The following is a 13076-nucleotide window of genomic DNA, read 5'->3' on the forward strand; positions in this document are numbered from 1 at the left end:
ATTGCAGACACCCGAAATGATGCGATACCTTGAGTTTAACTTTTAGAACCTCTAAAGTAAATAGGTGGAAAAAGGGTTTTCGGAATTGTTAGGCTAAAGACCAAAAACGCCACCCAATTTGGGTGGCGCGGTTTTCGGCCCGTTACTGCTGGGCCTGTTGCTGCTGCTGGTACATCGGGTTGTTCTTTTCCAGGTAGCTTAAACGGTTGTTCAGGTGATCGATGTGCCTCTGCATGTCCTGGCTGAGTTCCTGGTACATCTTTTTTGCCGCTTGGTCCTGGGTGGCTGACGCGCACATTTGATAAGTCCCGAGAAGGGACTGGCATTGGGCGATGCACTTCTGTAAGTCGCTCTGGACGGTCACTTGCTTTCACCTCCTTCCACTCAGCCGTCAGGCATCAGTAATCGGTACCGCTGTTGGCTGTTAGTTCTCTGCCTGCTTGGCGCCCTTGGCGGTTCAGATTTCATAAAGTGAATTCCTTCGAATACCCGCCTCTGACCTCTCATTTCTCACTTCGCTTTTGGGTTTGTTATCCTTTAGGGTTGAAAATAACGGCTATCAGAAAACCAAAAACGATGGCGGCGGTAATGCCCGTGCTGGTCAGCTCGAACATCCCCGTCAACACGCCGATGACTCCGCTGCGCTCCGCTTCGGAGATGGCTCCCTGCACCAGGGCGTTGCCGAAGCTGGAGATGGGCATGGTGGCCCCGGCTCCTGCAAACTCGATCAGCTTTTCGTAAAGACCCAGTCCGCTCAGGATCCCTCCCGCGACGACGAAGCCCGACAGGACGTGGCCCGGCGTAAAATTGGTGAAGTCGAGGATCAGTTGGCCCAGCATGGTGATGGCCCCCCCGACCAGAAAGGCGAAGATATACGTCTGCCATTCCATCTATCTTCCCTCCAGTCAGATCATTTCGATGCAGACGGCGTGTGCGATCCCCGGTATCCCGTTGCCCTGGTAACACGAGACCGGACTGTGCAGCGCCCCGGTGGCCACAAGGAGAATGCGCTTCAGTTCGCCTTCCATCATCTTTTTATAAAGGTACCCGTAGGTCACCACGGCCGACGAGGCGCAGCCGCTGCCCCCGGCGTGGACGTCCTGCGTCCCGGTGTCGTAGAGGATCAGCCCGCAGTCCTTGTAGTTCTTCGTCAGGTCGAAGCCCCCGTTGGACTCGGCCATCTTGACGGTGAGCTGGTAACCGAACTTCCCCAGGTCGCCGGTAACGATCAGATCGAAGTAATCCGGTCCGTGGCCCGTATCGGCGAAGTGGCGTACAATAGTGTCGGCGGCGGCCGGGGCCATGGCCGCGCCCAGGTTGAGGGGGTCCTTGATGCCCAGGTCGTGGACCTTGCCCACGGTAAAGCGGGTGATCCTGGGGCCTTCTCCGTCAGGCGCCACCAGGGCGGCGCCGGCCCCGGTCACCGTCCACTGCACCTGCGGCTTGCGGTGGAAACCGTATTCGGTGGGATAGCGGTACTGCCTTTCGGCCGAGGCGTTGTGGCTGCTCGTGGCTGCGAGGACATAGGAGGCGAAGCCCCCGTCCACCAGCATTGTGGCGAGGCAAAGGCCCTCTGCCGACGTGGAGCAGGCGCCGTAGATCCCGAGGTAGGGGATACGCAGTTCCAGGGCCGAAAACCCGGAGGAAATGGTCTGGTTCAGCAAGTCTCCGGCAAGGAAAAAGTCCACCTCCTGCGGCGTAACGTTGGCCTTGTTCAGGCAGGTGAAACAGGCGTTCAGCAGCATTTCCTTCTCGGCGGCCTCGAAGCTGCGTTCTCCGGCTGTCAAATCGGTATAGATATGGTCGAAATAGTCCTTCAGGGGGCCCTGGCCCTCAAAGGGTCCAACCACCGTGCCCGTGCTGATGAGCACCGGAGGATTGTCAGGTTGATAAGTCTGCTTGCCAATCTTCTTGGTGCTCAATTCGTTACACCCCCACTCTAAAAGACAAATAATGCGTAGATTAGCCCTACGAAAAAGGCGGTTACCACGCCGAACGTAATCACCGACCCGGCCAGCATGAACATCTTGCTGCCGACGCCGAAGACCAGCCCCTCTTTTTTGAACTCCAGGGCCGAGGCCGTGACGGAGTTGGCGAAGCCGGTTACCGGCACGGCCAGGCCAGCGCCCGCGTAACGGGCGATCTTGTCGAAAACCCCCAGGCCGGTAAGCAGCGCCCCGATAAAAATCATCGTGGCGACTGCCGGGTTGCCGGCCTCCTTATCCGACATATTCAGCGTGATTTTGTATATGTCGGTGAAGAACTGCCCGATGACGGCGACCAAGCCGCCGAACAGGTAGGCCAGGGCGGCGTTACGCAGGTAAGGAGGCCTCGGGACCAGGTCGCGGACCATCTCCGTATAGCGCTTCTGATCGACCGTCAAGGGTTTTTTCTTGGGATCGCGTGCCATCTTCTTTCGCCTCCCGCCCGAGCTTTGGCTTTATTGCGTTTGCGCCTTAGTCTATCTTTCCTCAAGAGGCACGTTTATACCCGCGGTTGATTCCACGGCCCGGCGCCTTGCCTGTCCCGGAGATGCCCAGGATGGCCGAAAGGGCCTCCTGTGCCGCTGTTCTCCAGGCTTTTGCGGAGAGCGCTGAATCCCATATCCCGCAAGGTGACCCGTCACAGGCGGTATTCAACCCGTTTAGTAAGACGATAAACAGGTTGGTGTTTTGGCGTGCGGAAGGTTCGGCGGACCTATACCGGGGCGGCAGCGGCGGCGCGAAGTGAAGGTCTTGAACGTGCGCGACGAGAGGCTGAAGGATTATCGCTGTAAGGCCGATGACGGCTATAAGCAAATGCTTTCTCATATTTCTATGTTTTGAGAACCAGCACCCAAATATGTTCAGCAACCTTTATTAAGCCAGCACTTCCAGGCAGACCTTTTTAATCCGGCAGAAAACCTTTTTCCAGGCAATCGACCTGGTGGACGGAGGGAGCCAAAATCATTATTGCAACAGGATAAAAAGATAAATGTTTTAGAAATTGCCTGCCACCACGAGGTATAGGAATAGCACAGAAAAACTTAATTGTACAAATTTTCAGAATAAACGGTTAATTTTCTGCCCCTAAAGGCACGGGCACACCGGATTATGACCGTTCAGATAACTGAATCCCTTGCCCATTTCCCGCTGGCCCCAAAAATTCGGTACTTGGGGCTATAACTCTTTTCAGGTTTTTTGCTTTTAGTGTAACCTAACCATAGCCTTCTAGTGGGCCGGGTGTGCTTCTATCTAGCTAGACAGAGATCCCGGTGTCTGGCGAAAATACTTTTTACATAAAAGGAGTGAGGACGGTTGGAGAAGGTTTTGGTAGCCGTTGACGGTTACGAGGCCTCGTTGGGGGCTGTTAAGAAGGCTGTCGAACTGGCTAGCCGGTACGGTGCCGAGGTGATCGCCGTACAGGTAGAGGAAGAGATACCGTTGCTGCCTGCAGAAAAAGAAACCGAACTGGCAGCCAGGATGAAGGAACAGCACTTCTTTGCTAAGCCGCTCGAACTGGCAGCCGCCTACGGGCAAAAGTATGGTCTTACCGTACGCCAAATAAAGGCGCAAGGGGTGATTTCCGCCACCGTTCTCAAGATCGCTAACGATCTGCAAGTTGATCTTGTGGTGATCGGTGATTCCGGACGCAAGGGTCTGGGAAAGATGCATTTCGGCAGCGTTTCGGAAAGCATCTCGCGGTCTTCCGCTATTCCGGTTCTGATAGTTAAGAAGGGAAGCGTCGATCTTAGCGGCCTGGATTCTTTAATGAGTGGGGTGGGGGCTGGCGCCGCTACGGAAGCCACTCCTAAAACGGCAGCCCCACCAGCCGCCCTGGAGCCCAGTGCGCTGGGGCAACGGTTCCGCTTTTCCTTTGGTTTGCTTGGCGTGTTCGCGCTGATCTATTTCATCGTGGCTCTCCTGACTTCGGCGCAGTTTAAGGAGCTGGCCCAGCTACAGACCATCGGCCTGCCGCTCGGCATCTGGCTGGGCCTGGCGGTTTTCGTCGGAGGCCTCGTTATCACAAGGATATATCTTGCGAAAGGATGGGAGTAAGCAGGGTATGGACAATCCAGTTGCTTTTACCGTAGTGGTCTTGAGTATGGTACTTACCTTTTTCGTGAGCTGGTACAGTCGGCGGTGGACCCGCACCACGGTTGAATTCTATGTTGCCGGCGGGCAAATCCCCTGGCGGGTCAATGCAGCGGCTATGTTCGGTGACTACTGCAGCGCGGCCAGTTTTCTCGGCGTGGCGGGAGCAATCGCCCTCGGAGGAATTGACAGCTGGTGGCTCGCGGTCGGTTTTTTTGCTGCCTGGGTCGTGGTGGTGCTGGTTTTGGCCGGACCTCTCAAGAATGCCGGTCGGTTTACTGTAGGAGACGTGCTTGCTGCGCGTTTTGAAGGAAGCGCGGTGCGCATTATGGCCATGCTCGGTACCGTCGTTCTCTGTACCCTCTACCTGGTCCCCCAGATGGTTGGGGCTGGCCACCTGTTCCAGTTATTGCTGGGCTGGGATTACGTTACCACCGTTTTAGTCACCGGCTCGCTAATGGCTGCTTACGTCATTCTGGGCGGGATGCGGGGAACGACATATAACCAGGCCATCCAGGGGCTGATGCTCGGCGGAGCGATGCTGCTCATCTTCGTGCTGGTGACCAGTATGTATTTTGGAGCCAATCCGGTAAAGATTTTCACCGTCGGCCGCGAGGCCATCCCCCCGTCGGTGGCTGTGGAAGTAGCTCCCCAGGTGCTTCAGGCCTACCCGCCGGAGACGAAAATGACCGACCATATGGGTGCCGTCGCGATGGCGCGAAGCCTGATGCCCGACGCATCGTCCGCAATTACGCCGGGCGTAGGCTTAAAGGATGTGTGGAACCAGATGAGTCTGGTGCTGGGGCTGTTCTTTGGGGTAGTGGGTTTGCCGCACATCCTGATCCGCTTCTACACCGTGCGGGATGCGCGGGCTGCCGTAAAAAGTGCGGAAGCCACGATTGCCGGGCTGGCCGTGTTCTACATCACGGTGATGCTGGTTGGGTTGGCAGCGATGGCCGTGCTCTATCCGGTCCTGATGGAACTGCTAGCCGCCGGCAAGAAAGGCGCGGCCACGAACCTTGCCGTACCGCTGCTCGGTAAAATGTTGGGCGGAGAGGTGCTCCTGGGCATCATCATCGCCGGCGCGCTGGCGGCCATGCTGAGCACGGCGTCAGGTCTGCTGATCTCGGCCACGACTAGCCTAGCCCACGACCTGTATGCCGGTGTTATCCGGCCGCAAAGCAGCGATCGCGAGCGGCTTATTTTCGCCAAGGCCTGTGCTGGATTGCTGGCGCTCATCGCTATAGTTCTGGCCTTCTATCTTAAGAACCAGAATGTGGCTGTACTTGTCGGAATGGCTTTCGGCATCGCCGCCAGCACTTTTGCCCCTGTGCTCGTGGCGGCCGTCTGGTGGAAACGGCTGACCGAGGAAGGAGTTATCGCCGGTTTCAGCGTGGGCCTGGTCGTATCGCTCCTGTATACCTTCGCCAACTACTTTGCAGTGCCGTCTTTACTCGGCCTGCCGGTTCTCATCAACCCCGCGCTCTACAGCCTGCCGGCGGCCGTCGTAGCGATGGTCGTGGTCAGCTACTTAACCGGGAATACCGGAAAAGCCGAAGAATTTATGGCCACCGTCCACCGCGGCGGGTAAATCGCACCCACCTGTAATATCCGGTACAGTAGAGAAACATCGTCGCCAATCGATTCGATAACACACGGTACGCTCAGCCCCTTGATCGCTCCGGTCAGGGGGCTTTATTATTCGCTGGACATGTCTGCCGGGCCGGTGGGTATGGCTGGGGCCGGGGATGAGATTGGCGAAGCGGATGGATCTGTCAACCGGATGCAGAAACAGCTAAAAGCACTTATCAGTAATATCAGGCATTGCCCGGTTATTGAGGATGGGCGAGATGCTTACCTTCGCGGTAGGGAAGTCTAGGGTTTAGTCGGCTGGTCCTTGAAAATCCTTTGGGCCAGCTCTTTTTGCGCGATCCCGTCCTCCTCCCCCAAACGGGTCAACAACGCCCACTGCTCGGGAGTGATGTTGTAAGGTTTCAGGGCCTGCAGCAGTTGGTTTTTCGCTCTTGTATGGGTTCTGCTCAGAAGAAATCCGATCGAATCCTCTAAAACGTACTTCATGCGAACTCCTCTTCGTCCAGGGCCGATAAATTTGTCGTGGCAATTATATCCCTGCCGTACGCCGCGCGTCAATTGTGAGCACGGGGGGAACCAACGTATTCCCGCTTTGTAAAGTATTTTTTACAGGATTTTAGCCCAAACTTAGCGCCATACTTACGGAAGCCTAACGGCAGGTTAATATCCCCTCCCTAACATAGGTCTTAAGAGAGTTGGGCCGGAGGGGATGATCCACACGCGTGTCGCCCTCTTTACCGATACCTACCCGCCGCAACTGAACGGCGTCGCCCGGACGATGGCCAAACTGTCGTCCTATCTCGCCGCGCAGTCTGAACACATGGTCGCCCCGGCGCCCCGCTGCCCGTCGGGAGACCGTCCGAACGTGCACCGGGTCCTTCAGCACGCGCTTCTTCCTCTATCCCGAATGCCGGCTGGCCCTTGCCGGGCTACCGCGGTATCAAAAAGATCCTCGACGGGTTCCGCCCCGACCTGGTCCACATCGCCACCCCTTTCGGTTTGGGGCTTTGCGGGCTGCGTTACGCCAGGGCCGGAAAACTCCCGGCGGTGACGTCCTGCCACACCAACTTCGACGTCTACCTGCGCTATTACCGGCTGGCGGCGCTGCATCAACCCCTGTGGAAATTCCTGACCTGGTTTCACCGGCAGTACGACCTCACTTTGTGCCCCTCGCAGGCCACCAGGGACAAACTGGCCGCCCGGGGCATTAAGAACCTCCGGTTCTGGGTGCGGGGCGTGGATAGCGACTTGTTCACCCCGCAAAACAGGTCCGACATCATCGCCCGGGATTACGGCGTCGCTGGAAAGATGGTCCTCCTTTACGTGTACGTGGGCCGGGTGGCCGCGGAAAAAAACCTGGATGTGTTGCTCGAGGCCTTCGACCTCCTCGACGCCGACTACCCCGGCGGGCTGCACCTTTTTATCGTCGGTGACGGGCCGATGATGCAGCGGGTGAGGGCGTGGGCGCGTCCTGGCATTACCTGCACCGGTTACCTGACGGGACAACCGCTTCGCGCGATGTACGCCTCCAGCGACATCTTCGTTTTCCCCTCGATGTCGGAGACGTTCGGGAACGTGGTCCTGGAGGCCATGGCCTCGGGGCTGCCCGTCGTCGCCCCCTTCTCCGAAGGCCTCAAAGATAACCTGATCAACGGCGTGAACAGCCTGGTGTGCGCCCCGCACGACCCGGTGGGGTTTGCCGCCGACGTGGAGCAGGCGCCGTAGATCCCGAGGTAAGGGATGCGCAGTTCCAGGGCCGAAAAACCGTGAGGTAATTGTTTGATTCAGCAAGTCTCTGGCCAGGAAAAAGTCGACCTCCTGTGGGGTTACGTTGACTTTGTTCAGGCAGGTGAAGCAGGCGTTCAGCATCATTTCTTTCTCGGCGGCTTCAAAACTGCGCTCTCCGGCCGTCAGATCGGTATAAATATGGTCGAAGTAGTCTTTTAAAGGGCCCCGGCCTTCAAAGGGCCCGACCACCGTCCCCGTGCTGATGATCACTGGAGGATTGTCCGGCTTGTAAGTCTGTTTTCCGATTTTCTTAGTGCCCAATTCCTCACCCTCTGTCCGGAACAGCGCTGAACCAGCCAATTTAAGTATTGAGTTTTGGAATTATTTTCAGTAGAATCACAACGTGCAACTTGGCCCTGGCAAACGGCAGCCGGCGATGACGCCGCAGGGTCGGTCTTCAGGAATTCTCTTGACAGGCTGCGTTTGATAATTGGGGACATGGATGTTGCCCTTTTTGTTTTTTTGAAACCTGGGGAAAGGCTGACAGGTATTAACATACTAAGGCCCTCATAAGGTTGATCGTGTGCTTGAACGTTTTCCCAAAAGAAAAAGGCGAAAGGAATGTTCGGATGGTTAGAAGTAAAAAGGTACGGCTCCTGCTGGTGCTGGTGGCTGTCGTCGCGGCCGTCGGCCTGGTCGCGGCCGCCGGCGGTCAAAAGAAACGCGGAGACACCGGCGCGGAAACGGCGGAGCCCAAGCTGGTGGAAACGATAACGGTGACTCCTGGAAAGGCGGGCCGCCATTCGGAATTTTCCGGGGTGCTGCAGGCCGGCGAGGAATCGATGGTGTCTTTTGAGGTGGCCGGCCGCATCCTGGAAATGCGCGTCAGCGAAGGGGACGAGGTTAAAGAGGGCGAGGTCCTGGCCCGGGTGGATGCCGCCGAGTACAACCTCCAGATGACGCAGGCGAAGGCGGGGCTTGACAAGGCCCAGGTTAATTACTGGCAGGCCAAGGAAGATTACGCCCGCATGGAACAGCTCCACGCTGCGGGGGCCATCTCGCAACTTGACTTCGAGAACGCTAAAAACCGCCTTTCCGTGGCGGAAGCGGATCTTCTCCAGGCCCAGCAGAGCTTGTCCCTGCTGCAGGACAAGGCGCTTTTGAAATCGCCGGTCAGCGGCACGATCTTGAATAAGCTTTCGGCTGTAGGGCAGCTCGTCAGTCCCGGTGTCCCGGTCTATCGTATCGGCCGGCTCGACCCCTTGAAGGTCGTCCTGCCGGTCCCCGATAAAGATGTTGCCGCCTGGCGGGCGGGGGATGAAGTCATCCTCTCTCTTTACGGCCGGACCCGCAAGGGCAAAGTGGCGCGCGTTTTCCCGTCAACCAACCAGGGTACGGGCACGGTGGGGGTCGAGGTCAGCGTGCCCAACACGGAACAAGACTGGCTCCCGGGGCAGGTGGTTAACGCGACCCGCGCCGCTGCAATGAAGAAAGGCTTGTTCGTGCCGGTAGGCGCCGTGATCAACCGCGGCGAGGAGAAACCTTATGTCTTTCTGGCTGCTGCGGGGAAAGCGGTAAAAACCCCGGTTACCATCGGCGAGCTGTACGGCGACCGGCTGGAGATCCTCTCCGGCTTGAAGCCGGGCGATCAGGTGATTGTCAAGGGCGCAGACCTGCTCTTTGACGGCGATCCCATCGAGCAGCCGGGAGGTACCGGTAAGTGATCGAATTCCTGCTGCGCAAGCGCAAAATAACCATCCTTTTTTTCGTCATGGTCATCGCCGTCGGGTTGCTGACCGTTTTCCAGCTCCCCCGCCAGGAGCAGCCCGACGTGATTATCAGCGTCGCGACCGTTACCACTGTTTATCCCGGGGCCTCGCCGGAGAAGGTCGAGCAGACCGTTACCAAAAAGCTCGAACAGAAGATCAAGGAACTCCAGGGCGTTAAGACCATCAGCTCCTATTCGGGTTCCGGCTATTCCTCGATCGTGATCTGGCTGAAGGACGGCGTAGACCCCAAGGAGAAGTGGGACGAGCTGCGCAAGAAGGTCAAGGACGCCGAAGCTGACCTTCCCGAGGGGGCCGAGAAACCCGCCATCAACGACGACCTGGCCCGCGCCGCCTTTTACACCGTCAATATCACGGCCCAAACCCGCGAGCAGCTCTACAGCCTGCGGGATACCCTGGAGATCTGGCGGGATCAGATCCGTACCATACCTGCCGTGGCCGACGTGGTCGTGGAAGGGCTGCCCGACGAGGAGATCCGGGTGGAAATTGACCCGAGGAAGCTCCAGCATTACGGTATCACGTGGATGCAGGTGATGGGGGCCGTCAAGGCGGAAAACGAGCGGGTGCCCATCGGCAACATAGACGTCGCCGGGCGGACCTACCAGTTGGTTCTACCCGAAAGCTACCGGTGGAAAGACCTCAACAAGGTGATCGTTTCCCGCACGCCCGAAGGTTTCCCCGTCTACCTCAAAGACGTCGGCCGGGCTTACCGTACGGACAAGGACACGGAAGTATATGTCTATCACAACGGAAAGCCCGCCGTTATTCTCGGCATCAACGTCGAAAAGGGTACCGACGTTCCCTCGCTGCAGCGACGCGTCGATGCGACGATTCAGGATTTGAAGAAATCCCTGCCCCCGGGGGTAGAGGTAGAACCCGTCTTCTCTCAAAGCAAGAACGTTAATGAGATGTTTGGGGACCTCATCCGGGAGATCATTATCGCCGTCGCGGCCGTGATCCTGGTTTGCAGCCTGGGGCTGAACTTCGTCACGGCGCTGATGGTAGCCGTCGCCATTCCCATCTCGATGGCGGTGGGGCTGGTTTTCCTCCCGTCGCTCGGCGTAACCATGAACATGATCACGATCTACGCCCTGATCGTGGTCCTCGGGGTCCTGGTGGACGACGCCGTGGTCGTCAACGACAACATCGAGCGCCGGCTCTTCGTGCTGGGTGAATCTCCATACGAGGCTTCGGTTAACGGTCCGCGCGAGGTGGCCGCCTCCATCCTGACGGCGACCCTGGCCACCATCTTCTCCTTTGGCCCATTGATGTTCCTGGGGGGCATTTCCGGCGAGTTCATCCGCCCGATCCCCATCGTCGTCAGCCTTACGATGCTGGCCTCGATGGTCATGGCCCTGACCATCATCCCCATCTTCAGGAACTGGTACGAGTCCCGGCACCTGCGCAACGGGAACCATGAAGAAAAGCCGGCCGGGCTCCTGGGCCCGCAGCTCGCCCGCCTTACCGGCTGGTATGCGGGACGGCTGATGCCGCGGATCCTGGACCGGCCCCTGCGCGCCGGCCTGATCGGGGTGCTGGCGGGCACCCTGGCCTACGGCTTGATTCCCTTTACGCCCATCGAGCTTTTCCCGGCCGCGGACCGTGAAGAAATACCGATCGACATCCGCCTGCCCAAGGGCAGCGATATCGAGCAGACCCACGCCGTCGTGCGTGAAATCCAGCAATGGGTCGCAGAACAGCCCGGAGTCGACGAGGTTGCGGCCAGCGCCGGAGCAAGGGCTTACATGTGGTTCGGTGGCGGAACGGCGCTCGATGAGGTGGCCGAGGAAAACGCGCTGGTGATGGCCAAGGTCGACCCCGACAAGGTGGATACGGCGGCGCTTGTTGATTCCTGGCGCAAGGAACTCGGCCGGAAGTACCCGGGCGTGACCGTTTACCCGTTTGAACTGGAGACGGGACCTCCCGTCGGGGACCCGATCGAAATCCACCTTTACGGTGACGACATCGCGGAACTGCGGATGCTCACCCAGCAGGTGAAAGACAGGATTTCGAAGGTGCCCGGCGCCTACAACATCACGGACAACTTCGGCCTGGACAACAACACGCTGGAGTTCCAGGTCAACAAGGCCATGATGGAGCAGAAGATGGTGACCTACGCCGACCTCTCGCGCACCCTGCGCCTGGCCAGCGAAGGGATCACCGTCAGCCAGTTCGACGACGGCAAGGACCTGATCAACATCAACCTGTACGCCGAGGGGTCGGCACGCGACCCCCTGGCTGTTTTTCAGCGCCTGACCGTTCCCAACGCCGTCGGGCAGCAGATTCCGCTGGCGGAGATCGCCGAAATCAAGCCTTCCTTCGGTATCCAGACCATTCCCCACCGCAATCTGGCGCGGGCGGTTACCATTAAAGGCGACGTCCGGGGCCGGACGGCCACCGAGGTCAATAAGGACATCCTTCTTATCTTGGAGAAAATGCAGCTCCCCGAGGGGTACCGCTGGGAAGTGGGCGGGGAGTTTACCGAACAGACGGACATCTTCATCGACATGGGCAAACTTTCGATCGTCGTCTTTTTCCTGATTTTCATCCAGATCGCCATCCAGTTCTATTCCTTAAGCCTGCCCATGCTGGTGATGAGCACGGTGTACCTGGCGGTGGCGGGGAGCCTGATCGGCCTGTTCGTCACCCAGACCCCGTTGGGCTTTATGACCATGATGGGCGTTATTTCCCTGTCGGGGATCGTCGTGCGCAACGGGATCGTGCTAATCGACTTTATCGAAAAGGCACGCGCGGCGGGCGCCGGGCTTAAAGAGGCGGTCATCAAGGCCGGCGAAGCGCGCCTGCGCCCGATTCTCCTGACATCTATGACGGCCGTGGCCGGCCTGACGCCGCTGGCCCTTTCCGGGAATCCCCTGTTTACCCCGCTGGCGGTGACGATCATCTCCGGCCTGCTTTTTTCAACGATGCTTACGCTGATCGTCGTTCCTTCGCTTTACACCGTACTGGCGACCTTTAAAGAGAAAAGACGGGCCGGGGAAGCACGGGAGCGGGCCCCGGCCCTCGGCCGGTAGCTCGGCGGCCGGCGCTTATGCCCGCCCCCCGTTCCTGGCCCGGCTTGCAGCGAGTTCGGCTATGGCCTTCTTCAGGGAAATGAAGCCTTTGAGGAGCTCAAGCGATTTCTCGGCCAGCTCGGCCACCGTCTCGGCTTTCGCCTGGCGAACCAGATCGGCGGCCAGGTCGTGCAGGGCTTTGTGCGGCGTATCGAGCTGTCTGAAGACAGGCAGGTGGCCGTAGGCGGCCTGGCCTTCGCTGAAGTACCAGCGGCCGAAGGGGCACTCGGTGTGGCTTTTCACCGTCCCGCCCGCTCCTGCGCGGCCGGCGACATCTTCCAGAAAAGCGGCGTGGTCGGCGAGTCTGGCTCCGAGCATCCTGACGGGGGTCGCCTCTCCGGCCGCCCGCAGGGCTTCGGCCAGTTCCCCGACCACGGCTTCGCGCACATGCTCGGCGTTGGCGCGGCACGAAGACCCGAAGGCGGCGATGGCGGCCAGCCTTTGTCCGGACTCCGCCAGCTGCGAGGTGGCCGACGCCTGGGCCTCTACGCCTTTGGTAATTTCATTGGCGGCCGTCGCCGCCTGGTTGATTTGTTCGAGGTTTTCGCGCAGGGAAACGGCCAGGTGCTCTGTTTTGCTGCTGTACTGTTTGAAAACGCCGGCGATATCTGCGGCGTCCTTTCCGGCCAGCTCGGCCAGACGGCCCATCTCGCCGGCCAGCCCCCGTACCGTGCCGACCGCTTCCTTGGTTTGGCCGGCCAGTTTGCGCACCTCGTCGGCGACCACGGCAAAGCACGAACCGGCCGACGGCCACGCTGAAAAGCGCGCTCTCGATGTTCTCCGTATAGTGCAGTTCTAGGGAAGACTGGACCTTGCCCAGGGCG

The 13076-nt window shown here is 58.9% G+C and carries 12 protein-coding genes and 1 pseudogene; 5 read left to right on the forward strand and 8 right to left on the reverse strand.

Annotated features, from left to right (window positions below; genetic code table 11):
• Window positions 1-142: 142 nt before the first annotated feature.
• The 4 genes from ACPV0M_RS00300 to spoVAC form a co-directional block, all read right to left on the reverse strand.
• Window positions 143-364: a DUF1657 domain-containing protein gene (locus ACPV0M_RS00300; protein ID WP_425621023.1), complete on the reverse strand. Its 222-nt coding sequence runs from the start codon at window positions 362-364 to the stop codon at window positions 143-145.
• A 166-nt stretch (window positions 365-530) separates the two neighbouring features.
• Entirely contained in the window at window positions 531-890 is a 360-nt protein-coding gene (gene spoVAE, locus ACPV0M_RS00305; RefSeq protein WP_425621024.1) for a stage V sporulation protein AE, read from the reverse strand.
• A 15-nt stretch (window positions 891-905) separates the two neighbouring features.
• Window positions 906-1922: a stage V sporulation protein AD gene (gene spoVAD, locus ACPV0M_RS00310; protein ID WP_425621025.1), complete on the reverse strand. Its 1017-nt coding sequence runs from the start codon at window positions 1920-1922 to the stop codon at window positions 906-908.
• Window positions 1923-1939: 17 nt separating this feature from the next.
• Entirely contained in the window at window positions 1940-2383 is a 444-nt protein-coding gene (gene spoVAC, locus ACPV0M_RS00315) for a stage V sporulation protein AC (RefSeq protein ID WP_425622220.1), read from the reverse strand.
• A gap of 913 nt (window positions 2384-3296) precedes the next feature.
• Here spoVAC and ACPV0M_RS00320 point away from each other — a divergent pair.
• Together ACPV0M_RS00320 and ACPV0M_RS00325 are read left to right on the forward strand one after the other, a co-directional pair.
• Window positions 3297-4037, forward strand: a complete 741-nt coding sequence (locus tag ACPV0M_RS00320) for a universal stress protein (protein WP_425621026.1) — start codon at window positions 3297-3299, stop codon at window positions 4035-4037.
• Between the two features lie 7 nt (window positions 4038-4044).
• Complete coding sequence (locus ACPV0M_RS00325; RefSeq protein WP_425621027.1) at window positions 4045-5664, forward strand: cation acetate symporter; 1620 nt, start codon at window positions 4045-4047, stop codon at window positions 5662-5664.
• A gap of 284 nt (window positions 5665-5948) precedes the next feature.
• Here ACPV0M_RS00325 and ACPV0M_RS00330 read toward each other — a convergent pair whose 3' ends face one another.
• Together ACPV0M_RS00330 and ACPV0M_RS00335 are read right to left on the reverse strand one after the other, a co-directional pair.
• Entirely contained in the window at window positions 5949-6152 is a 204-nt protein-coding gene (locus ACPV0M_RS00330; RefSeq protein ID WP_425621028.1) for a MarR family winged helix-turn-helix transcriptional regulator, read from the reverse strand.
• Between the two features lie 163 nt (window positions 6153-6315).
• Window positions 6316-6552: a hypothetical protein gene (locus ACPV0M_RS00335; RefSeq protein ID WP_425621029.1), complete on the reverse strand. Its 237-nt coding sequence runs from the start codon at window positions 6550-6552 to the stop codon at window positions 6316-6318.
• 35 nt (window positions 6553-6587) lie between these two features.
• On the opposite strand from ACPV0M_RS00335, the gene ACPV0M_RS00340 reads away from it, so the two are divergent.
• Window positions 6588-7391 carry a glycosyltransferase family 4 protein gene (locus ACPV0M_RS00340; RefSeq protein WP_425621030.1) on the forward strand — a complete coding sequence of 268 codons (804 nt, stop codon included), beginning with the start codon at window positions 6588-6590 and terminating at the stop codon, window positions 7389-7391.
• Between the two features lie 93 nt (window positions 7392-7484).
• Here the strand turns inward: ACPV0M_RS00340 and ACPV0M_RS00345 are convergent.
• Window positions 7485-7664: pseudogene (locus tag ACPV0M_RS00345) on the reverse strand (stage V sporulation protein AD); the annotation flags it as partial.
• 359 nt (window positions 7665-8023) lie between these two features.
• Here ACPV0M_RS00345 and ACPV0M_RS00350 point away from each other — a divergent pair.
• Both ACPV0M_RS00350 and ACPV0M_RS00355 read left to right on the forward strand, forming a co-directional pair.
• Window positions 8024-9118, forward strand: coding sequence for an efflux RND transporter periplasmic adaptor subunit (locus ACPV0M_RS00350; RefSeq protein WP_425621031.1), 1095 nt, complete (start codon window positions 8024-8026; stop codon window positions 9116-9118).
• Window positions 9115-12213 carry an efflux RND transporter permease subunit gene (locus ACPV0M_RS00355; protein WP_425621032.1) on the forward strand — a complete coding sequence of 1033 codons (3099 nt, stop codon included), beginning with the start codon at window positions 9115-9117 and terminating at the stop codon, window positions 12211-12213. The genes ACPV0M_RS00350 and ACPV0M_RS00355 overlap by 4 nt, the downstream gene beginning before the upstream one ends.
• Window positions 12214-12228: 15 nt before the next feature.
• On the opposite strand, the gene ACPV0M_RS00360 is transcribed toward ACPV0M_RS00355, so the two are convergent.
• Window positions 12229-12978 (reverse strand): CZB domain-containing protein, encoded by a 750-nt coding sequence (locus ACPV0M_RS00360; RefSeq protein ID WP_425621033.1) that lies wholly within the window; start codon window positions 12976-12978, stop codon window positions 12229-12231.
• Window positions 12979-13076 lie beyond the last annotated feature (98 nt).

This window comes from Desulfosceptrum tomskiensis, assembly GCF_049818055.1.
Classification (GTDB): domain Bacteria; phylum Bacillota; class Desulfotomaculia; order Desulfotomaculales; family JASEER01; genus JBFLVT01.